Annotated in this window: 22 protein-coding genes; 12 read left to right on the plus strand and 10 right to left on the minus strand. The window is 67.5% G+C overall.

The window, feature by feature from the left end; genetic code table 11:
* Positions 1-12: 12 nt before the first annotated feature.
* Positions 13-1,293, plus strand: coding sequence for an FAD-binding oxidoreductase (locus tag AB0L70_RS04190; RefSeq protein ID WP_363679748.1), 1,281 nt, complete (start codon positions 13-15; stop codon positions 1,291-1,293).
* Positions 1,294-1,348: 55 nt separating this feature from the next.
* Here the strand turns inward: AB0L70_RS04190 and AB0L70_RS04195 are convergent, their stop codons facing one another.
* Positions 1,349-2,263 (minus strand): SH3 domain-containing protein, encoded by a 915-nt coding sequence (locus AB0L70_RS04195; RefSeq protein ID WP_363679750.1) that lies wholly within the window; start codon positions 2,261-2,263, stop codon positions 1,349-1,351.
* Positions 2,264-2,480: 217 nt separating this feature from the next.
* Entirely contained in the window at positions 2,481-3,128 is a 648-nt protein-coding gene (locus AB0L70_RS04200) for a helix-turn-helix domain-containing protein (RefSeq protein ID WP_363679752.1), read from the minus strand.
* A 55-nt stretch (positions 3,129-3,183) separates the two neighbouring features.
* Between AB0L70_RS04200 and AB0L70_RS04205 the strand changes: the two genes are divergently transcribed.
* Positions 3,184-3,699 carry an ester cyclase gene (locus AB0L70_RS04205; protein ID WP_363679754.1) on the plus strand — a complete coding sequence of 172 codons (516 nt, stop codon included), beginning with the start codon at positions 3,184-3,186 and terminating at the stop codon, positions 3,697-3,699.
* Positions 3,700-3,727: 28 nt separating this feature from the next.
* Positions 3,728-3,868: a hypothetical protein gene (locus tag AB0L70_RS04210; RefSeq protein WP_363679756.1), complete on the plus strand. Its 141-nt coding sequence runs from the start codon at positions 3,728-3,730 to the stop codon at positions 3,866-3,868.
* Here the strand turns inward: AB0L70_RS04210 and AB0L70_RS04215 are convergent.
* The 3 genes from AB0L70_RS04215 to AB0L70_RS04225 all read right to left on the minus strand — a co-directional run bounded on the left by AB0L70_RS04215 (position 3,865) and on the right by AB0L70_RS04225 (position 5,959).
* Entirely contained in the window at positions 3,865-4,200 is a 336-nt protein-coding gene (locus AB0L70_RS04215) for a YciI family protein (protein ID WP_363679758.1), read from the minus strand. The genes AB0L70_RS04210 and AB0L70_RS04215 overlap by 4 nt on opposite strands.
* Before the next feature lie 106 nt (positions 4,201-4,306).
* On the minus strand, positions 4,307-4,462 hold the full coding sequence (locus tag AB0L70_RS04220) for a DUF6131 family protein (RefSeq protein ID WP_363679760.1): 156 nt from the start codon (positions 4,460-4,462) through the stop codon (positions 4,307-4,309).
* Between the two features lie 96 nt (positions 4,463-4,558).
* Positions 4,559-5,959, minus strand: a complete 1,401-nt coding sequence (locus tag AB0L70_RS04225; RefSeq protein ID WP_363679762.1) for an MFS transporter — start codon at positions 5,957-5,959, stop codon at positions 4,559-4,561.
* 182 nt (positions 5,960-6,141) lie between these two features.
* On the opposite strand from AB0L70_RS04225, the gene AB0L70_RS04230 reads away from it, so the two are divergent.
* Genes AB0L70_RS04230 through AB0L70_RS04240 form a run of 3 tightly spaced genes read left to right on the plus strand, consistent with a single transcriptional unit; the run spans position 6,142 to position 8,432 of the window.
* Positions 6,142-6,495 carry a YciI family protein gene (locus tag AB0L70_RS04230; RefSeq protein ID WP_363679971.1) on the plus strand — a complete coding sequence of 118 codons (354 nt, stop codon included), beginning with the start codon at positions 6,142-6,144 and terminating at the stop codon, positions 6,493-6,495.
* Complete coding sequence (locus tag AB0L70_RS04235; RefSeq protein WP_363679764.1) at positions 6,492-7,724, plus strand: RNA polymerase sigma factor; 1,233 nt, start codon at positions 6,492-6,494, stop codon at positions 7,722-7,724. The genes AB0L70_RS04230 and AB0L70_RS04235 overlap by 4 nt, the downstream gene beginning before the upstream one ends.
* A 36-nt stretch (positions 7,725-7,760) precedes the next feature.
* Complete coding sequence (locus AB0L70_RS04240) at positions 7,761-8,432, plus strand: hypothetical protein (protein ID WP_363679766.1); 672 nt, start codon at positions 7,761-7,763, stop codon at positions 8,430-8,432.
* Between the two features lie 63 nt (positions 8,433-8,495).
* Here the strand turns inward: AB0L70_RS04240 and AB0L70_RS04245 are convergent, their stop codons facing one another.
* From AB0L70_RS04245 to AB0L70_RS04260, 4 genes are all read right to left on the minus strand, one after another.
* The gene (locus AB0L70_RS04245) at positions 8,496-9,047 is read right to left on the minus strand and encodes a DUF4240 domain-containing protein (protein WP_363679768.1); all 552 of its coding nucleotides are present in this window, start codon (positions 9,045-9,047) and stop codon (positions 8,496-8,498) included.
* A 55-nt stretch (positions 9,048-9,102) separates the two neighbouring features.
* Entirely contained in the window at positions 9,103-10,575 is a 1,473-nt protein-coding gene (locus tag AB0L70_RS04250) for a hypothetical protein (RefSeq protein WP_363679770.1), read from the minus strand.
* A gap of 181 nt (positions 10,576-10,756) precedes the next feature.
* Positions 10,757-11,314: a dihydrofolate reductase family protein gene (locus tag AB0L70_RS04255; protein ID WP_363679772.1), complete on the minus strand. Its 558-nt coding sequence runs from the start codon at positions 11,312-11,314 to the stop codon at positions 10,757-10,759.
* Between the two features lie 5 nt (positions 11,315-11,319).
* Positions 11,320-12,123 (minus strand): alpha/beta hydrolase, encoded by an 804-nt coding sequence (locus AB0L70_RS04260; protein WP_363679774.1) that lies wholly within the window; start codon positions 12,121-12,123, stop codon positions 11,320-11,322.
* A gap of 109 nt (positions 12,124-12,232) precedes the next feature.
* On the opposite strand from AB0L70_RS04260, the gene AB0L70_RS04265 reads away from it, so the two are divergent.
* The 3 genes from AB0L70_RS04265 (at position 12,233) to AB0L70_RS04275 (ending at position 14,313) form a co-directional block, all read left to right on the plus strand.
* Complete coding sequence (locus AB0L70_RS04265; protein WP_363679776.1) at positions 12,233-12,925, plus strand: TetR/AcrR family transcriptional regulator; 693 nt, start codon at positions 12,233-12,235, stop codon at positions 12,923-12,925.
* A 72-nt stretch (positions 12,926-12,997) separates the two neighbouring features.
* Positions 12,998-13,516 carry a SigE family RNA polymerase sigma factor gene (locus AB0L70_RS04270; RefSeq protein WP_363679778.1) on the plus strand — a complete coding sequence of 173 codons (519 nt, stop codon included), beginning with the start codon at positions 12,998-13,000 and terminating at the stop codon, positions 13,514-13,516.
* Positions 13,513-14,313, plus strand: coding sequence for a hypothetical protein (locus AB0L70_RS04275; RefSeq protein WP_363679780.1), 801 nt, complete (start codon positions 13,513-13,515; stop codon positions 14,311-14,313). Before AB0L70_RS04270 ends, AB0L70_RS04275 begins: the two co-directional genes overlap by 4 nt.
* A gap of 1 nt (position 14,314) precedes the next feature.
* Here AB0L70_RS04275 and AB0L70_RS04280 read toward each other — a convergent pair whose 3' ends face one another.
* Entirely contained in the window at positions 14,315-15,307 is a 993-nt protein-coding gene (locus AB0L70_RS04280) for a LacI family DNA-binding transcriptional regulator (protein ID WP_363679782.1), read from the minus strand.
* Positions 15,308-15,646: 339 nt separating this feature from the next.
* Here AB0L70_RS04280 and AB0L70_RS04285 point away from each other — a divergent pair, with 339 nt between their 5' ends.
* The 3 genes from AB0L70_RS04285 to AB0L70_RS04295 are packed head-to-tail and all read left to right on the plus strand — an operon-like array spanning position 15,647 to position 19,123.
* Positions 15,647-17,152, plus strand: coding sequence for a sugar ABC transporter ATP-binding protein (locus AB0L70_RS04285; RefSeq protein ID WP_363679784.1), 1,506 nt, complete (start codon positions 15,647-15,649; stop codon positions 17,150-17,152).
* Positions 17,149-18,171 (plus strand): ABC transporter permease, encoded by a 1,023-nt coding sequence (locus AB0L70_RS04290; RefSeq protein ID WP_363679786.1) that lies wholly within the window; start codon positions 17,149-17,151, stop codon positions 18,169-18,171. Before AB0L70_RS04285 ends, AB0L70_RS04290 begins: the two co-directional genes overlap by 4 nt.
* Complete coding sequence (locus AB0L70_RS04295; protein ID WP_363679788.1) at positions 18,158-19,123, plus strand: ABC transporter permease; 966 nt, start codon at positions 18,158-18,160, stop codon at positions 19,121-19,123. Before AB0L70_RS04290 ends, AB0L70_RS04295 begins: the two co-directional genes overlap by 14 nt.
* Positions 19,124-19,128 lie beyond the last annotated feature (5 nt).

The raw sequence follows: 19,128 nt of genomic DNA on the forward strand, positions 1-19,128 counted from the left end.
GAGTGAGCTGGGATGACGACGCAGACGGTTGCACCGGTCGCAAACGACCTAGTGGCGGGCCTGCTGGGCGCGGGGTTCAACGGCGCGATCCGCCTCCCCGGTCAGGCGGAGTACGACGTACAGCGCAAGTCCGTGATCCCCACGCTCGACTCCAGGCCCCTGGTGGTCGCTGAGGCCTCCAACCGGACCGACGTGCAGGCAGCCGTGCGAGCGGCTCGCGAGTACGGCGTACCGATCGCGGTGCAGGCCACCGGTCACGGGACCCGCGTTCCAGCCGACGGCGGCATCCTGCTGAAGACGACGCAGCTGGCCTCCGTCCTGATCGACCCGGAGCGACGCATCGCCAAGGTCGCGCCCGGAGCTCGCTGGGGCGCGGTGCTCGACGCCGCCCGGCAGTTCGGCCTCGCGCCGCTCTCAGGCTCGCACCGCGACGTAGGCGTCACCGGCTACACGCTCGGCGGTGGAGTGGGCTGGCTGGCCCGGAAGTATGGCTTCGCAGCCGACAGCGTGATCCGGGCCGAGATCGTCACCGCGGACGGCCGGTTCGTCACCGCGAGCGCCGAGCACCACGCGGACCTGTTCTGGGCAATCCGCGGCGGCACCGGCAACTTCGGCGTCGTGACCTCGCTCGAGTTCCGCCTCTACCCGGTCCGCCAGGTCCACGCCGGCATCGTCTACTACGGCATCGACCGCGCCGCCGCGATCCTGCGCCGTTACCGCGACTGGACCGCGACGATCCCCAACGAACTGAGCACCGCGGTCGTCCTGACCCGCGTCCCCGGCACCGAGCAGCGCGCCGTCGCGATCAAGGTCCTGTACGCCGGTGCCGCCGAACTGGCCGAACACCTCCTGAAGCCGCTGTTCGAGGTCGCCGGTCCCCGGCTGGCCGGCGAGCTGACGACGGTCGAGTACGCCGATGCCGCCATGGGTGGCACGCCCGCCCGCCACCTCGACTTCCTCGAGACCCTGACCGACGAGGTGATCGACGTGGTCACCGGCTTCGACGATGAGGACGCGCCGACCGTCGAGATCCGGCACTGGGGCGGCGCGATGGCGCACCCTGGTCCGAACGCAGGCCCGGTCGGTCACCGCGGTGCGACGTACTCGCTGATCGTCGACCGGGAGATGCACGGTGTGCTGCCGGATTCGGGTCGCACGTTCGTGAACTTCCTCGGCGACCTCGACCGCGCGGAGACGGCGTACGGGCCGGAGGATCTGCGCCGGCTGCGCGAGGTGAAGCGGGCCTACGACCCGACGAACTTCTTCCACCTGAACGCGAACATCAAGCCGTAGACGTGAAGCGACCCGGTCCTCAGGAGGCAAGGACCGGGTCGATTCGGGTCGTTCGTCAGACCGTGCCCGAGTTCCCGTAGACGGATACGTGGACGTGGTCGTAGTGGTTCGCGGTCGTGCCGCCGCGGTCCTCCATCGCGCGCCAGCCTTCGCTGCTGCGCTGGACGGTCCAGATGTGCTGCTGCCAGATCAGCTGGCTGATGCCGAGCTTCTTGTAGTTCGCGTGCAGCCAGTCGGCGACCTCCTGGCCCTCCGAACCGCTGACCATGATGTCCAGCGCGCGCCCACTGGAGTGCTCCGAACCACTGTCGCCGGACCGCAGACCGCCGTACGACGTGATGTCCGGGAACTTGGCGCAGATGGCGCGGTGCACCCGGATCGCGTCCTGAGTCAGACCGTCCTCGACCGAGGAGCCGGACTTGCAGACGCCCTGGCTGATGCTGCCCGCGGTGCTCGCGACCGGCTTGGTCGCGGACAGGTAGGCCGCCTTCACCCAGCGGGACTTGTTGTCGCTGACGATCTCGGCCCAGATGCCGTCGACCTTGCCGGTGACGGAGACCTTGGTGCCCTTCGGCAGCACGTCCAGCAGGACGCCGGACAGCGGGATCGACCAGACGTTCAGGTCGGTGGTGGTGAACTTCGAACCCATCGCCTTCGGCGGCGCCGCGTTCTGCGCCGCGCGATTCTGGGTGGGCTTCGGGATCGGCGCCTGCTTCTTCAGGTGCTTCGCCGCCGGCGTCTTCGCCTTCGTCGGCTTCGGTGTCGAGGGCTTCGCCGCGGGAGCGATGTCCAACGGCGGCCGCAGGGCATCCCGGCTTACCTGGGTCTCGCGCGACAGCTGCAGGGACGAGCTGGCGATCGAGGTGGTGTCAAGCTTGACGTGCTGGTCGGGGAAAGCGGCCGCCGAGCCAGTGGCGACCAGAGCCACTGCCGCACCCGGAATCGCCACCTTCACGAGCCCGGTCCGCATCACCTGCGGGCGCGGTTGACGGTGCCGCGCCTGTCTGTGCCGTCCTGCAGTCACTTCTGGAACCCAATCTGCCGAGACCAAAACGTTATCGACCGGAGGAGTCAAGCACACATCGCCGCGCCGGTTCGAATCGGCCCCGAGACTTAACGCATTGCGAACGTCCAACGGGGTGTCCCAGCCGTGATCTGACCGCTATCCGGATGAAACCTGGTTGAGATCAAACGCTTGGTCCACGCACGCCGGTCGTGATAACGGTCGCGACGAAGGCGGCGTACCGCTCCGTCGTCCAGCCTCGAATCATGACGAGAAGTTCATAGAGTTCGACGGAAATGCAGGTCCACAGGACGTCCGCGACCTCGTCGAGTGTGATCCCGGGGCGCAGGTCTCCGGTCTCGAGCAGGTGCCGGCCGAACATCGTCATCCCGGTCAGCCGTTCGTCCAGCAGGGTCTGCCACGTCTCGCGCAGGGTCTCGTCGTTGTGCCGCCCGTCCCGGATCAGGATCTGCACCTTCGCGGACCGCTGCTGCCGCTCGACGAACCCGTCGACGTACAACTGGATCTTCCGGCGTACGTCGGGTTCTGCCTGGATCGCCTGTGTTTCCGGGCGCTCGGCCATCGGGATCGGCTCGTCGTCGCCGACGATGACGAAGTCGAACACGGCCTTCGCCAGAGCCGCCTTCGTGCCGAACCCCTTGTAGATGCTCTCGGCCGAGACGCCGGCTCGCTGGGCGACCGCACTGATCGTGGTCGCCTGGAAACCGTCCGCCTCGAACAGCTCCTGCGCCGCGACCACCACGTCCCGCCGCCGTTGCCGGGCTCGCTCGCGCCGGCCGGTCGCATCGTAATTCCTCTTGACTTCCGTCATCACCGATCCCATGATTTTGGATACAGGCTCACTGTATCGAATTCTAGGGGGAACCATGAACACCGAAACCGACCTGGGTGCGATCGCGGTTCGCGCACTCCAGATCATGGCCGACGGCGACCGGGCCGACTTCGACGCGCTGGTGCATCCGGCCGCGATCAACCGCGAGGACGAGGTCGAGCCGCCGAACTGCCGGGCGGGCGGACCGGCCGGCTACTACGCGACCGCGCTCTGGCTGCGGGCCGCGTTCGAAGGGCTGGCGCACGAAGTCCACCATCTGGTTGCTGACGGCAACTTGGTGGTGATCGACGCGACGATGAGCGGGCGGCATGTCGGGCCGTTCGCTGTCTACACCCCCGAGGGCGGGGTGGACACGGTGTTCCCGCCGACCGGGAAGACGTTCGCGATCACACAGTCGCACTGGTTCCGGATCGCGGACGGCCAGGTTGTCGAGCACTGGGCCAATCGCGACGACCTCGGCCAGGCGAAGCAACTCGGCTGGGTCCCGCCAACTCCGGCGTACCTGATCCGGATGGCCCGCGCCAAGTCCCGCGCCAAGCGCGCCGCCTGACCTGGCGCGGCTGGCGGCCGACGACGAGGTGAAGGTCCTGCTCATCACCGGCGCGCAGCAAGCGGAACTCAAAGGTCTGGTGGATCGCGAGACGATCTCGAGTGGTGTGCTCGCGGAAGGAATCGCGGCGTTCACCGAGAAGCGGCCGCCGAAGTTCGACTGGTCTTAGATCACGGTGCCGCGGAGCTCGACGCGGTCGCCGGCTGCGGCCGAGACCCGGGCCGCGATCGCCTTGGCCTGGTCGTCGTCGGGGACGTCGACCATGAAGAAACCGGCCAGTTGTTCCTTCGCCTCGCCGAACGGTCCGTCGGTGACCACCTGCACACCGTCACGGATCTGCACGATCCGCCCTTCCTCGGGCGGCAGCAATCCTTCTGAACTCAGCAACTCACCGCTCGCGGCGAGGTCGCCCTCGAGCTTCATCAGCCGGCCGAGCGCCTGCTGATCCTCGTCGGTCCAGGTGGAACCGACGCTCCGATAGATCATCACGACGTACTTCATGGCCTCACCGTAGCGGCGTGGACGGACAGAACCGCACAGATCGAACCGACACAGACAGAACCCCGCGGACCGAAACGGTCCGCGGGGTTCAGGTCCTGCATCTGGATCAGTACCAATGCCGACGTCCACCGATGGCGCGGCCGGTCGTTCCAACCAGGAACAGCACTGCTCCGACCACAACGAGGATGATTCCGATCGTCCACAGGATCGGAACGCTCAGTAAGAACCCCAAAATCAGCAGGATCACACCGAGGATGATCATGAAGCCTCCTTCTCAGGGGCCGCCCGGCGGAAAGTGGCGGCCACCTCAGTACGGTGCCCCGGCGCGGAACCCCTAACCTCCAACGTGCGTTTGATGTCAGGAAGTCACCGGCTCGAGCTGATTTTCCAACGATCGTTTGCGGTTGACCAGCAGGCCGCATCCGGCCAGGCCCAGTGCGATGAAGAACCAGACCGCCACGAACGCGACCCGATAGCCGTGCGTGAGAGCGGTCGGCGTCGTACCCGTCGTACTGGCTGTCGCGATTGCGGAGAGTGCTGCGATGCCTACTGCGCCACCGATCTGGAAGCTGGCGTTCTGCAGTCCGGAGGCAACACCGGAGTCCGCGCCGGCGACATCGCTCAGTGCCGCTATGGACCCTGCGACCGTGCCGGCACCCAGCGCGGCGCCGAAGACGGTCAGACCCCAAAAGGCGAGCTCGAAGTAGCCGGAGTCCACGGTGAGCTGCGTCATGACGGTAGTGCCGGCCCCGGCGATCAGTAGCGAGACGAACGCGACCACGCGCGGGCCGATGCGGGTGACGAGGTGCTGTCCGACGATGGAGCCCACTACTGCCGCGGCCGCGAGTACGGCGGACATCAGGCCGTACTTGATCGCGGACGCTCCCAGCGCCAGCTGGGCGTACTGCGTGTAGATGAAGTTCAGCCCGAACACCGAGAGACCCCAGGCGATCGTGATCAGGTTGCCGCCGACCAGAGCGCGCGAGCGGAAGATCCGCAGCGGTACGAGCGGCGCGGCCGACCTCTTCTCCACTAGTACGAACAGTCCGAACAGGGCGGCCGACAGTACGACGGTCAGCACAGTCCCGGTCGCGGACGAGTCCGGAGCCTCGATAACGGCGTACACGAGGGTGATGAGGGCGGCGGTCACTGTGATGGCACCGGCTACGTCGAACCCGCGTCGGCCCGGTCCACGGCTATCCATGAGCAGAGTGGGCGCCAGTACGACGACGAGCAGGCAGACGGGCACGTTGATGAAGAAAATCCACTGCCAGCCGAGTCCGTCGGTCACTGGCCCTCCGATGAGGGAACCGGCCGTACCGCCGACTCCACTGGTCGCGCCCCAGATTCCGAGCGCCTTGTTGCGGTCCGGGCCGGACGGGAAGGTGGTCATCACGATCGACAGTGCGCTAGGTGCCAGTACGGCGGCAGCCGCGCCCTGCAGGCCCCGCGCGAGTACCAGTGCGTCACCGCTCCAGGCGAACCCGCAGAGCAGCGAGGACCCGGCGAACAGCAGCAGTCCGGTGATGAACACGCGCCGCCGGCCCAGGAGGTCGGAGATGCGGCCACCGAGGAGCAAGAGGCCGCCGAACATCAGTGCGTACCCGCTGGGCACCCACTGGATGCCACCGGTCGAGAAGGTCAGTTCACGCTCGATCGACGGCACGGCGACCAGCACGATCGAGGCGTCGAGGATGATCATGAACCCGGTCAGGCACAGCAGCGCCAGTGCCAACCAGCGCTTCGATTCGGAAACCATCTGACCTCTCCAGTACGGCGGGGACGCTCGGGCTGAGCGTCACTCGGGGGAGACGTCGGGGTCGGCCGCGCTACTTCGACATTCCTGGTTTTTGTCGAAGTCGGGTACTGCTGATCCGACGTACCAGGTGACAAGGGGTCACAACGGCCTCCACGAGGGACAGGATGGTGCCTGTGAAGTACATGCTGCTGATCTACAGCAACGCCGAGAGCTGGGCCGGCCTGTCCGCTGAGCAACGCGACGGCCTGGGGCGCGCGCACGAGTCACTGATGCGAGAGCTCACCGACCAGGGCCTCCTGGTCAGCGCGGCCGGCCTGGCGGACCCCATCACCAGCCGGACCGTGTCGGTCCGCGACGACACCACGACCACCACCGACGGCCCGTATGCCGAGGCCAAGGAGCACCTGGCCGGGTTCTACCTGGTCGAGTGCGACACCATCGACGAGGCGATCAGCTACGCGGCGCGCATGCCGGACGCGGAGTACGTCGCGGTCGAAGTGCGGCCGGTGATGGACTCGTCCGGGCTGGAGATGTGAGCGACTTCGAGCTGCTCCTTCGTGAGCAGGCGCCGCAGGTGCTGAGTGCGCTGGTCCGGCACTACGGTCACTTCGACCTGGCCGAGGAAGCCGTCCAGGAGGCCCTGCTGGCGGCCGCTCAACAGTGGCCGGCTGAAGGTGTGCCGGACAACCCCCGAGGCTGGCTGATCCGGGTCGGATCCCGCCGACTGACCGATCTGCTTCGCAGTGAGTCGGCCCGGCGCCGGCGCGAGGAGAACGCGGCCCAGATGGCCGCGCCCGAGGAATTCGTTGCCTCAGGCCCCGAGCTCGACGATACGGGTGGCCGGGACGACACACTGACCCTGCTGTTCCTCTGCTGCCACCCGGCCCTGTCACCCGCCTCGCAGATCGCGCTGACGCTGCGCGCGGTCGGCGGTCTGACCACTGCGCAGATCGCAGCAGCGTTCCTGGTGCCGGAGTCGACCATGGCGCAGCGGATCAGCCGGGCGAAGCGCAGTATCAAGCAGGCGGGCAGTACGTTCGAGCTGCCGCCCGAGGCGGAGCGGGACGAGCGGATGGGCGCCGTACTGCACGTTCTCTACCTGATCTTCAACGAGGGCTACACCGCGTCGTCAGGTACGTCGTTGCACAGCGCGGAGCTCACCACCGAGGCGATCCGGCTGGCGCGCGGTGTGCGCAAGCTGCTGCCGGATGACGGCGAGGTGGCGGGGTTGCTGGCGCTCATGCTGCTCACCGACGCACGTCGCCCGGCCCGGACCGGTGAGGAAGGCTCACTGGTGCCGTTGGCCGACCAGGACCGCTCTGCCTGGAACAAGGCCGCGATCGTCGAAGGCGAGGCGCTGGTGTCGGATGCGCTGTCGCGCACGCAACTCGGGCCGTATCAGGTGCAGGCCGCGATCGCTGCGGTCCATGACACGGCCGAGCGGGCCGAGGACACGGACTGGCGGCAGATCGTCGCGCTGTACGACGTACTCGAGCAGATGGTCGACAACCCGATGGTGAAGCTCAACCACGCGGTCGCGGTCGCCATGGCGGTGGGTCCGAAGGAGGGCCTCGCCGTACTCGAACCACTCGAGTCCGACGACCGCCTCACCGATCACCACCGGCTGGAGGCGGTCCGGGCGCATCTGCTCGAAATGTCAGGTGATGTGGTCGCTGCGCGGGAGAGCTACCTGCTCGCGGCCCGGCGTACGACGAGTGTCCCGGAACGCAACTATCTGCAATCCAAAGCAGACCGGCTGACCTGAGTCGCGCCGGCAGGGGACATGTGTCAGGTTTGAACTGTGGATCTGACCAGGGCCTCATTGCTGCGCGAAATGTTGACCGGTACCGAGCTCGGGAGCCGGACCACCGACTTCGCGCACTCGCTGCGGCGGTTCACCACGCGGACCGGTGGGTTGATGTTGTTCGGGCCGGTGGACGACGAGCCCTGGCACTTGACCGCGCACTTGGACGACGAGCTGCATCGGGCCGGGGTCGAGGACGTGCGGCCGTCGCTGATCCGCTGGGCCCCGCCGTCGGATGCGCCGCCGCATCTGTCGATCGGGCTCGACCGGCTGCGGGACGCTGGGCGTGGTGAGTCGCTGTTGGTGGTGGCACAGGACAATCCCGCGGAGACGTTGCTCGAACGGGTCAGCGACGTACGACGTCGCGGTACGACGATCTTCAGCATCGGGAACGGGGACAAGGAGCTCACGTCCCTCAGCCACGAGACGCTGGTCCCGGAACTGCTCGTGCCGGACGGATTCGGGTGGGCGACCCGGCGGGTCGAGTTCGATCACGATGAACCGCAGTCCGCCGTACCCCTGGCCGAACTGGACCAGGAGACGACCGAGGGCTTCGAGATGGCCCAGCACCTGGTCAGTCTCGCCGCCGCCGACGAGGAAGCCGGCCAACCAGGCTGGCGCCGCCGCCTTCGCGCCGCCATAGAACGCCTCAGCGGCGAACCCGCCTGACACACCTGCTCGGATCCGTGGACACGTACTTACCTATCCTCGTGATCCGGGTCCTGCTCGAGCTCAAGCGTCGAGGTACAGCGCGGCCAACCGTGGTAGATGCGTCTCCAGATCGTCATCGTCGTCGAAGTCGATCTCCTTGCCTGCTGGTAGGTCCGGGGTGTCGGGAGCCTCTGCCTCGACGGCCTTCCAGTAGGCGGCCTCGTCACCGGTGGCGTTCTTGTACGCGTGACTGCCGACGTGCAGCATCCCTTCGCCGTCGAAACCCTCGAACCCGTCCGGCCGGTCCTCGTCGACCACGTCGGCGAGCGAGTCCGGGACCGTCAGCGCGGCGTCCCAGATCTCCCGCCCTTGCGCGACCAGCCAGCCCCGGAACGAGTCGAATCCATCCTCGGAAGCGCCCGAGTTGATCAGGTACGCCGCCGCCCACAGATCCCACCGGTAGGACTCGACCTGCAACCGCGCGAGCTCGACCCCGAACCCCGCGATCTCCTCGGCCTCCAGCCCCACCAGCATCTTGGTCAGCGCGTCCGCAACCCCATCCGGATCCGCGACGGTGTCATCCACCTCACCACGCGCATCCTCAACAAGACCCCAGAACCCATCCCTGTCCACCCCCAAAGCGTCTCACCAGCCCAGCCCCCTTGGGGAGCGCCAATCCAAACCAACTTCAGCCAGATACTTCAGTCGCGCCTGGCTGGCCAGTCGCCAGACTCGGGACTGGCTGCAAGGACGCCTCGGGCTCGTCCGTCTCAAGGTCGGCAGTCACAGGTTCATCGTTCGTAGCCGTCGAGGTGGGCTCGACCGGGTCCGACTCAGCACCGTCCTGTGAGGACAGGGCTGTCGACGTGAGCGACGGTCGCTCATCTGGCTGGGCCGGCGCCTCCCGGAGCCGCGGCGGGGTCGCCGTCCAGGCCCGCAGGTCCTGCACGATGTCGCCGTAGAAGGTGTCGATCGCGTGCTCGACGGAGTCGATGAACGAGCCTCGGCCCCGGCCACGCTTGGTGCCGAGGGGGAGTCCGAGTGCGACCCGGAACGATCGCAGTTCCTTCTTCGGATCCTCGATCAGCAGCGCCGGTTGATCACGGACAGCACGCAGCAGTTCCGCCGTACCGGCGCCCCGGCCGTGCATCACGAAGGCCTCGATCCGGGTTGCGTCCGGTGCGTGCCGCAGTTGGCGTAGCAGCCAGTTGACTCGGGTCGTCGGCTTCCCTTCTCGGGGTGCGGCGAGGTCTATGTGACAGGTGACCTGTCCGGCTCGGAGATCCGCCGTCACGACCACCGGGCCGACGGCGTTCGGGATGTTGATCGCGCCCTGCAGTGAGCCGTGAGTACACATCGACTGCACCAGTGACTGCGAGCGCAACGCCGGCTCCGCGAGTTCCTTCCTGGACAGCGCGGGCGTGACGTCGTCACCCAGTTTCCGGCCGAGCTGGAGACTCACAAACCGCAGCAGCGCGTCGAACCGCGCGGCAACCTCGGGTGCGCCCTTGTCGCCGGCCCGGAGCGTGTTCGAGGCAACGGCTTCCCGGATCGTCACCCACGACGATCCCATGTCCTCGAACTGCAGCGCCCCGGACCGTGGGTGCTCCAGGTAGCGGATCAGCTCACCAAGGATCCAGGCCTGGTCCGGATCGGCGACGCCGCGATGTTCCTTCTGCAGCACGGCTTCGGCCAGCACCATCGACCAGGACCAGTGATGCAACGCGACGCGCTTGAGCTTCTTCTTGTCCACCTTGGTCGGATGCAGCCCGGCCACCGCCGGGATCTCGTTCGAGATCGTGATGACCGCATCGAAGTCCTGTTCACGAGCGATGTCGAGGTACGCCTCGAGTTGCTCGGTGGCCAGTTCGTTGACGCCGGTCTTCACCTCGACGAGTGCGGTCCACTCCTTCTGACCCCGCCGGGACCGCAACAGACCGTCCGGATACAGGCGGCGCTCACCCAGGTAGAACGGCACCTCGATGTACGTCTCCAGTTGTCCGGCGGGTGCACCCAGCGGTTGGGTGAGCACTCGCCCGAACTCACGAACAGACGACATCACGGCGAGCAGGGCCGACGTCGCACGCCGCTCCTGCTCGTCCGCGCCGTTGATTCCCGAGGTCGGTATCAGGCGTGCCTGATGCCAGCTTTCTTCTGCCATGTCCATCCCCCACGAGCTGTTGCCGGCTGACCCCCCACAGGTCCGCTCTACCGGTGATCGCCCGTTGAGTCCGGGACCATACGCCTGTCGTCACGCAACGTGAAGACGCTGGCCCTATCCGGTCTCCACCAGATCTCGTCCAAGCGGCTGCATTGGTGACAGCAACCGGCGGGGGTGCTCTCTAGGGCAGGTCTCTTTTGTAGACGGTGACGGGGATGCCTTCGCCGAAGGAATGGGTTTGGGTTAGTTTCCAGCGGGTTTTTTGTGGGGTTTCGGTGAAGAGGTGGCGGCCGGTGCCGAGGATGACTGGGAAGGTCATCAGGTGGATCTCGTCTACCAGGTCGGCTGCCAACAGGCTTTGGGCCAGTTGGATGCTGCCGGCTACCTGGATCTCGCCGGGCAGCTTCTTCTTGAGGCTGGTGACCTCGGCGAAGGGGATGACCTGGGTGTTGTTCCAGGTGGGGTTGGTCAGGGTGGTCGAGACGACGTACTTGGGCATGCTGTTGTACTTGTCGGCCAGCTCGCCCTCGTAGTTGGGCCAGGCCGCGGCGAAGCCGTCGTAGGTCTTGCGGCCGATGAGGAGGGCGTCGGCGCCCAGAGCCTCGTCGTTCTTGTACTTCTCGCCGTCGTCGCCGCGATCGAAGTCGAAAGTCCAGTTCGCGTACTTGAAGTCCTCGCCACCAGGCGCCTGTACGACGCCGTCGAGCGAGATGAACGAGGTCAGCACGATCGTCCCCATCGCACTCACACCTCGTGCGCGAACTGGCGCAGTACGGGCGCGAGCACGGTCGGCTCGGTGCTGTGGTTCTCACCCGGGATGGGCTTGAACGTCGCGCTCGGCAGCACGTCGGCGACGGCTTCGGCGCCGGTGGCCAGCCACGGCGCGGTCTTGTCGCCGTGCATGACCAGGACCGGTACGTCGACCTTGGCCCAGCGATCCGTCGGCAGTGGATTGCCCGACATCGTGGTCCCCATGATGCGGCCGTCGTACGCGATCGTGTGTGCGATCTCTTCGACCGGCGCGAAGTACGGGCTCTGCTTGATCCCGGCGACGAACTCCGGCGGCATCCCGGCGGCGGCCGTCATGAAGAGCTCGGCGGCCAGATCCCGGCGACCAGCAGCGACGTGCGCCTCGAGCTGCTCGACGTAGTCGGTCGGCAGCGGCGGACGTCCGTCGTCGGTCACGACCGGTGGCTCGAACAGAGCGAGCGCGGAGATCGGCAGCCCAGCGGCAGCCGCGTCCAGGGACAGGAGTGAACCGGACGACCACGCGAACAGGATCGCCGGTTGCCCGGCGTCCTCGATCAGCGCGGCGATGTCCTCGATCTCCCGCTGGATCGCGTACGGCGCGGTGTCCGTGCTCTCACCGCGTCCGCGCCGGTCGTACGCGTAGACCCGGAACTCGTCACTCAGCAGCTCCGCCACCTGGGCGTTCAACGGGTTCACCGCGCGGTGGGCGGTGGCGCCGTCGACCAGGATCAGCGGCCGGCCCTGGCCCCACGCCTCGAAGGCGATCGTCGTGCCGTCGGAGGATTTCACTGTGCTCATCGTCTGACTCCTCACTCTGGGAACTGTCGTCGTTGGGAACTAGACCGTACAGTACTCAGGAGAGAACTGGACTGTCTAGTATGATTTTCCGTAACCAGAGGAGGACGCCGTGGAGCATCGACAACGGGGAGCCGTGTGGCAGCCGGATCTGTTGCACGAAGGCCGGATGGTCGAGATAGAGGGCGAGGGCCGGACGCCACGCAAGCGACGGGCGATCCTGGCCGCGGCGACCGAGGTCTTCCTCCAGCACGGGTATCTCGGCGCGAGCATGGACGAGGTCGCCGCGAAGGCCGGCGTCTCCAAGCAAACCGTCTACAAGCAGTTCGAGAACAAGGAGCGGCTCTTCGCCGAGATCGTCCTCGGCACCAGCGATCAGCTGATGCAAGGACTGGTCCAGGCGTACTCCGAGACTCTCGACGGAGCCACCGATGCCCGGGAAGCCCTACAGGCGTTTGCGTTTCGGCTCCTGGAGAGCCTGACCGCGGGCAGCGTGCTGCAGCTCCGCCGGCTCGTGATCGCCGAGGCCGACCGCTTCCCGGAGGTCTGCGGCGCCTGGTTCACGAGCGGCTTCGAGAACTCGTTGGAGGCGCTAGGCGTGGCGCTGACCGGCTTGTCGGAGCGTGGTCTGTTGCGTGAGCTCGAGGACCCGACGCTGGCGGCGTACCAGTTCGCCGGTCTGGTGATGTACAAACCGATGAACCGCGCCATGTTCGCCGGCACCAGCGAGCGCCCGAAGCCCGGTGAGCTCGACAACCTCGCCGAGAAGGCCGTAGACGTCTTCCTGGCGGCGTACGGCGTTTAGCCCGGGGCATGCAACCCGGCCACTCAGGTCGCCGTCTTTACGTTCGGCAACCGACCGGCGCGAGGGGCAACGATGAGTGGCGAATCATCGCGTGATCAGGAGTTCTCGGAGTTCGTCCGGGCCCGGCGATCACGTCTGGTGGGAGCGGCGTACCTGTTGTGTGGTGATCGGTACGCCGCCGAGGACCTGGTGCAGACCGCCCTCACGAAGCTGTACGCCGCTTGGCCGCGGATCCACCGGCAAGGCGCCGAAGACGCCTACCTGCGGAAGATTCTGGTCCGGACGAGCATCGACGCGGGCCGGCGGGCCTGGCGGCGTGAGCTGACCTCCGACCAACTACCGGACGAGTCCGTTCCGGGGCCCGATCTGGACGGGCGCGACGAACTCGTGCGGGCCCTGGCGGCCCTCGGGCCAAGGCAACGGCGGATCGTCGTTCTGCGGTACTGGCTCGATCTGAGTATCGACGAAGTCGCCGCGGACCTCCGGGTCAGCACCGGGACCGTGAAGAGCCAGTCCGCTCGTGCTCTCGACAATCTCCGCGCTCGGTTGACCGCATCCCGTACCGACGCACTCATTCAGGAGCAGCCATGAACGAGCAGGATCTGCGCGAGCGCATGCAGCACAGCGTGCTGACCGAGTTCGCGCCGGAGGAGATCGATGCGGCAGCGGATGTGGCGCGCGGCCGGCGAGGGCTTCGACGGCGTCGGGCCGTCGGTGGATTCGCGGCCGCCGCTTCGGTGGCAGCGGTGATTGCCCTCGGCGCCCAGTATCTGCCGCTGTCGTCGGCCGAGCCGGAGGTCACGCAGTCGACGACGAAGCCGGGCAAGACGACGCGGCAGAGCGAGCTGGACCCTGCGTCGCCCTACACGGCGCGGGTGAACGCCACCACCGCTGAGCTCGTTTATGCGGCGAACAGGCAGCTCGACAAGACAGGGAAGTACACGGCGGAGCAACGGGCCGTGCCTCACCCCACCAGGGACGGCAAGTCCGATGCGATCGGCGAGCTGACCGTCACCCGGGAGTGGAAGCAGGCCGGGGGGACGGGGCTGCTCTGGCTCTCGATCGCCCAGCCCCGCTACGCACTCGCGAAGGACAAATGGTGCCGGCTCCAGCTGTCCTGCACCGAACGGAAGGCTCCCAACGGCAAGCAGGTGGTGGTCGGTTCGGTTGCCGCCGTACGGAATTCCAAGGGCGTCCCGTATCGCGAGAGCGGTGGGACGACCGTCCGGTACGCGCGGCCGGACGGCCAGGTGGTCATCGCGGCGGTGCTCGGCATGAACACTCTCGAGCGCATCGTGGACGGGCTGCCGAAGGGTGTGAAGAATCCGGCGGTGACGTGGCAGCAGTTGGCTGCCGTCGCCACGGATCCCGACTTGAAGCTGCGGTAGTTCAACCCGTGCCGCGGGTGGAGGTCCGGACTACGAGTTCGGGTGTGAAGATCACCCGCTGGTGTTCGTGGTCCGGGTTCGACGACTCGTCGAGCAGGAGCTCGGCGGCGGTTCGGCCGAGCAGTTGGCGAGGCTGACGGACCGAAGTCAGGGGTACGGCGGCAGCGGCCGCGAACTCGATGTCGTCGTACCCGACGATGGCGAGGTCCTCGGGGACGCGCAGGCCGAGGCTGACGCACTGTTGCAGCAATCCCAATGCCAGCAGGTCGTTCGCGCAGAACGCGGCGGTCGGCCGGCGGTCTGCCGGGAGGCCGGCGAGTCGTTGCCCTGCGCCCCTACCTTCGGCGACGGTGAGGGCGCCGGTGGTCAGTTCGATCAGGTTCTCCGCTGGGCGGCCGGCGGTTTGGAGTGCGCGGCGGGCGCCGTCGCGGCGGTCGATGACCTGGCCGATCGTGTTCGGGCCGCCGACGTACGCGATCCGTTCGTGGCCGAGTTCGAGCAGGTGGGCGATGGCGAGCTCACCGCCGAGTACGTCGTTCACCGCGACGGAGCAGTGTTCTTCGTCGTCGATGGCACGGTCGACGACCACGACCGGCGTACCGCGGGACGGGAGTTTGCGCAGGCGCGACGAGTTCTGGTCGATCGGGGTGATCAGGATGCCTTGGACGCGCTGCTGCTCGAGCAGGTCGAGGTAGTCGGCCTCCCGGTCGACGTCCTCGTTGCTGTTGCAGAGGAAGACGGACAGGCCGGCCTCGCGGGCCGCGTCCTCGACACCCTTCGCGACGTCGGTGAAGAACGGGTTGCCGGCGTCGAGCATGAGGTAGGCGAGGATCCGGCTGCTGCCGGCACGGAGCTGGCGGGCCGACTCGTTGCGCACGAAACCCAGGGAGGCCATCGCGGCCTCGACCTTCGCCCGGGTCAGCGGGCTGACCACCTCGGGCCGGTTGAGCACGTTAGAAACAGTCCCCAAGCTCACCCCAGCTGCAGCAGCCACAGCCTTAACCCCAGCAGCATGCCGCTTGGCAGCCCGGCGCCGGCGCCCTCCTCCCGCAGAGGAGCCGTCTGAGTGGACCGGCGTGGACATGCCGTCAGCCGACGAGCGGGCGGGGCCGGGGGTGTTGGCTGTGGTGTCTGGTGGCATGTCGGCCCTCCCCACAGACGTGGTGGTTGAAACGTGTTAGCTCGCGCAGCGTACCTGTTCTGGGTGGGATTTCCGCAGTGATCGTCCGGGATCGGTCGTTGGGGTCTTGACGCCTGGCGGGGTGCACGCTTACGTTCGTGCACACCTCTTGAAACCTTTCAGCTCCTAGCCCGCCCCGCGTTGGAGGTGACGATGGCCGACGGTCTGCCGCTCCTGCGGGTGTCCGGGGTGTCGAAGTCGTTCGGCGCCGTCGCCGCGGTCCGCGACGTCTCCTTCGACCTCTACGGCGGCGAGGCGCACGCCCTCGTCGGCGAGAACGGCGCCGGGAAGTCCACGATCGTGAAGATGCTGGCCGGCGTACACCGCCCGGACGCCGGCACCCTCGAGCTCGACGGTACGCCGGTCGACCTGAGCAGCCCCGCCGACGCGAAGGCCGTCGGGATCGCGGTCATCTACCAGGAGCCGACCCTCTTCCCCGACCTGTCCGTCGCCGAGAACATCGCGATGGGCCGGCAGCCGCTGGGTCGTTTCAACACCATCGACCGGGCCGCGATGGTCCGGCTGGCCGCCCAGCTGTTCGTCCGCCTCGGCGTGTCGATCGACCCGAACCGCCCGGCCCGCGGCCTGTCGATCGCCGATCAGCAGCTGGTCGAGATCGCGAAGGCCATCTCGGCAGACGCCCGCGTGGTGGTGATGGACGAGCCGACCGCCGCGCTCACCGGCGTCGAGGTCGAGCGACTGTTCACGGTCGCCCGCTCATTGCGCGACGACGGCGCCGCGCTGCTGTTCATCTCGCACCGCTTCGAGGAGATCACCGCCCTCTGCGAGCGCGTGACGATCATGCGCGACGGCAAGCACGTCTCGACCGACCTGCTCACCGACATCACCGTCGACGAGATGGTCCGCAAGATGGTCGGCCGCGACCTCGGCGCGCTCTTCCCCAAACAGGACGTCACCCCCGGTGCGACCGCGCTCAAGGTCGAGGGACTCAGCCGCGATCCCGTGTACGCCGACATCTCGTTCGAGGTCCGCGCCGGCGAGATCGTCGCACTGGCCGGCCTCGTCGGATCCGGCCGCTCCGAGGTCGTCCAGTCCATCTTCGGCGTCGACCCCCGCGACTCCGGCACGGTCGAGGTCGGCGGCAAGACCCTCAAGCCCGGTACGCCGAAACAGGCGATGGCGGCCGGGGTTGCGCTAGTACCCGAGGACCGTCGGCAGCAAGGGCTCCTGATGGAGTTGTCGATCGAGCGCAACGTGACCCTGCCCAGATCCCGATCGCTCTCCCAGCTGGGCTTCCTGACCGGTAGCCGCGAACGTCGCTCGGCCAAAGAGTGGGCCGATCGGCTGAAGACCAAGTACGGAAGGCTTTCCGACGAGGTCGGCACGTTGTCCGGCGGCAACCAGCAGAAGGTCGTGCTGGCCAAGTGGCTGGCCACCAACCCCAAGGTCCTGATCGTCGACGAACCCACCCGCGGCATCGATGTCGGCACCAAGGCCGAGGTCCACCGGCTGATGTCGAGCCTCGCCGCCGACGGTGTCGCCGTACTGATGGTGTCGTCGGAACTGCCTGAGGTGCTCGGCATGGCTGACCGGGTGCTCGTGATGCGCGAGGGGCGTCTGGTCGCCGAGTTCAGTCGCGCCGACGCCACTGAGGAAGCCGTGATGTTCGCCGCGACCGGGCAGGAGGCGAGCGTATGACCGCCGTCGACCTGCCCGCGCCGCGGAGGTCCTCGCTCGATGTCGTACTGCGAGCACGCGAGCTCGGGATCGTCCTCGCACTTGCTCTGTTGGTCGCGGTGACGACGATCTCGAACCCGCGCTTCCTGTCCGGTCAGAGCATCCGCGACATCCTGCTCGGCACCGCGATCCTGGCCGTTCTGGCGGTCGGCCAGGCCGTGGTGGTGATCACCCGCAACATCGACCTGTCCGTCGGCTCGGTGCTCGGGCTCAGCGCGTTCACGGTCGGCACGCTCCTGCAGAACGATCCGCGCATCCCCGTCATCGTCGCGCTCGCTGTCGGTGCCGCCGTCGGCGCGGTCTGCGGGGCGGTCAACGGAGCCCTGGTCCGCTTCGGCAATGTCCCGGCGCTCGTCGTCACCCTCGGGACCTTGTACGTCGTCCGCGGCATCACATACTTCTGGGCCGGCGGCAGCCAGATCAACGCCGACGAGCTGCCCCAAGGTTTCCTCGATTTCGGCAACGCCACCCTCCTCGGCATCCCGTACCTGGTGCTGATCGCGGTCCTCGTCCTCGTTGTCACCGGCGTCGTCCTGCGCAGTTACCGGATGGGCCGCGAGTTGTACGCGATGGGCTCGAGCCCACAGGCCGCGCGGCTCGCAGGCATTCCAGTAGCGAGAAGGACAGTCGGGGCGTTCATCGTGAGCGGTGGGCTGGCCGGCCTCGCGGGAGTCTTGTTCGCGGCACGGTTCGGCACGATCGACGCGGCCGCCGGGACCGGCTACGAACTCAACGTGGTCGCCGCGGTGGTGGTCGGTGGCGTCGCGGTGTTCGGTGGTAGCGGGAGCGTGTGGGGAGCAGCGCTCGGCGCGTTGCTGCTGACCACGATCGGCAGTTCCCTCGCCGTACTGGAGATCAACCAGTTCTGGCAGCAGGCGATTGTCGGCGGGCTGATCCTGCTCGCGATCGGAGCCGATCGCCTGGTCGCGGCCCGGGTCGCGGCGAGCCTGAAGAAGCGAGGCTCGCATGTCCACAGCTGAGTCCGCACCGGCCACGCGCCTGCTGAACTGGAACGCCGCGATCATCGCGATCACGGTGGTCGTCCTGATCGTCGCAGCCGCGACCGTCGACAACTTCGGTACGTCGCAGAACTTCGGCTTCCTCGTCCTCGACCTGCTGCCGATCGCGCTCGTCGCCCTGCCGATGACGCTGGTGATCGTCACCGGCGAGATCGACCTGTCGGTCGCGAGCACGCTCGGCCTGTCCAGCGCGGTGATGGGCTACCTCTGGAACCAGAACCAGCCGATCGAGACGATCATCCCGCTCTGTCTCCTGCTCGGAGCGGTTCTCGGCGCCGTCAACGGCTTCTTCGTCACGGTCCTCGGGCTGCCGTCGCTGGCGGTCACGATCGGCACGCTCGCGCTGTACCGCGGCCTGGCCTTCGTCGTCCTCGGTGACAGCGCCGTCGCCGACTTCCCGAACCTCTACACCGACTGGGTCACCGGCACGATCGGGAGTACGCCGATCCCGAACGTGCTGATCATCATCGTCGTGCTCGCGATCGTCTTCGGCGTGATCCTGCACGCGACGCCGATCGGCCGGGCGGTGTTCGCGGTCGGCGCGAACGAGCAGGCGGCCCGGTTCGCCGGTGTACGCCCGGGCCGGCTGAAGTTCTGGCTGTACGTCGCCAGTGGGTTGGTCTCCGGTCTCGCCGGAGTGCTGTGGACGCTGCGCTACTCCAGCGCCCGGGCCGACAACGGAGCCGGCCTCGAGCTGGCCGTGGTCGCCGCGGTCCTGCTCGGCGGCGTCTCGATTTTCGGTGGCAAGGGCGCGCTCCCCGGCGTGATCGCCGGTGTCGTGCTCCTCGGCTCATTGCAGAACGCACTGCGCCTGTCCGATGTGTCCAACGAGGCCCTCAACGTGGTGACCGGCGTACTGCTGATCGCCTCGGTGCTCGGTCCCAACCTCGCCAACCGACTGCGCCGTACCTGAAGGGG

Origin of the sequence: Kribbella sp. NPDC051952, assembly GCF_040680855.1 — a bacterium.
Lineage (GTDB): Bacteria > Actinomycetota > Actinomycetes > Propionibacteriales > Kribbellaceae > Kribbella.

Bases quoted from the DNA above. Each gene is read 5' to 3' on its own strand.
- AB0L70_RS04190 (WP_363679748.1), top strand. From the start codon at position 13: ATGACGACGCAGACGGTTGCACCGGTCGCAAACGACCTAGTGGCGGGC.
- AB0L70_RS04195 (WP_363679750.1), bottom strand. From the start codon at position 2,263: ATGCGGACCGGGCTCGTGAAGGTGGCGATTCCGGGTGCGGCAGTGGCT.
- AB0L70_RS04200 (WP_363679752.1), bottom strand. From the start codon at position 3,128: ATGACGGAAGTCAAGAGGAATTACGATGCGACCGGCCGGCGCGAGCGA.
- AB0L70_RS04205 (WP_363679754.1), top strand. From the start codon at position 3,184: ATGAACACCGAAACCGACCTGGGTGCGATCGCGGTTCGCGCACTCCAG.
- AB0L70_RS04215 (WP_363679758.1), bottom strand. From the start codon at position 4,200: ATGAAGTACGTCGTGATGATCTATCGGAGCGTCGGTTCCACCTGGACC.
- AB0L70_RS04220 (WP_363679760.1), bottom strand. From the start codon at position 4,462: ATGATCATCCTCGGTGTGATCCTGCTGATTTTGGGGTTCTTACTGAGC.
- AB0L70_RS04225 (WP_363679762.1), bottom strand. From the start codon at position 5,959: ATGGTTTCCGAATCGAAGCGCTGGTTGGCACTGGCGCTGCTGTGCCTG.
- AB0L70_RS04230 (WP_363679971.1), top strand. From the start codon at position 6,142: ATGCTGCTGATCTACAGCAACGCCGAGAGCTGGGCCGGCCTGTCCGCT.
- AB0L70_RS04250 (WP_363679770.1), bottom strand. From the start codon at position 10,575: ATGGCAGAAGAAAGCTGGCATCAGGCACGCCTGATACCGACCTCGGGA.
- AB0L70_RS04255 (WP_363679772.1), bottom strand. From the start codon at position 11,314: ATGGGGACGATCGTGCTGACCTCGTTCATCTCGCTCGACGGCGTCGTA.
- AB0L70_RS04260 (WP_363679774.1), bottom strand. From the start codon at position 12,123: ATGAGCACAGTGAAATCCTCCGACGGCACGACGATCGCCTTCGAGGCG.
- AB0L70_RS04270 (WP_363679778.1), top strand. From the start codon at position 12,998: ATGAGTGGCGAATCATCGCGTGATCAGGAGTTCTCGGAGTTCGTCCGG.
- AB0L70_RS04275 (WP_363679780.1), top strand. From the start codon at position 13,513: ATGAACGAGCAGGATCTGCGCGAGCGCATGCAGCACAGCGTGCTGACC.
- AB0L70_RS04285 (WP_363679784.1), top strand. From the start codon at position 15,647: ATGGCCGACGGTCTGCCGCTCCTGCGGGTGTCCGGGGTGTCGAAGTCG.
- AB0L70_RS04290 (WP_363679786.1), top strand. From the start codon at position 17,149: ATGACCGCCGTCGACCTGCCCGCGCCGCGGAGGTCCTCGCTCGATGTC.
- AB0L70_RS04295 (WP_363679788.1), top strand. From the start codon at position 18,158: ATGTCCACAGCTGAGTCCGCACCGGCCACGCGCCTGCTGAACTGGAAC.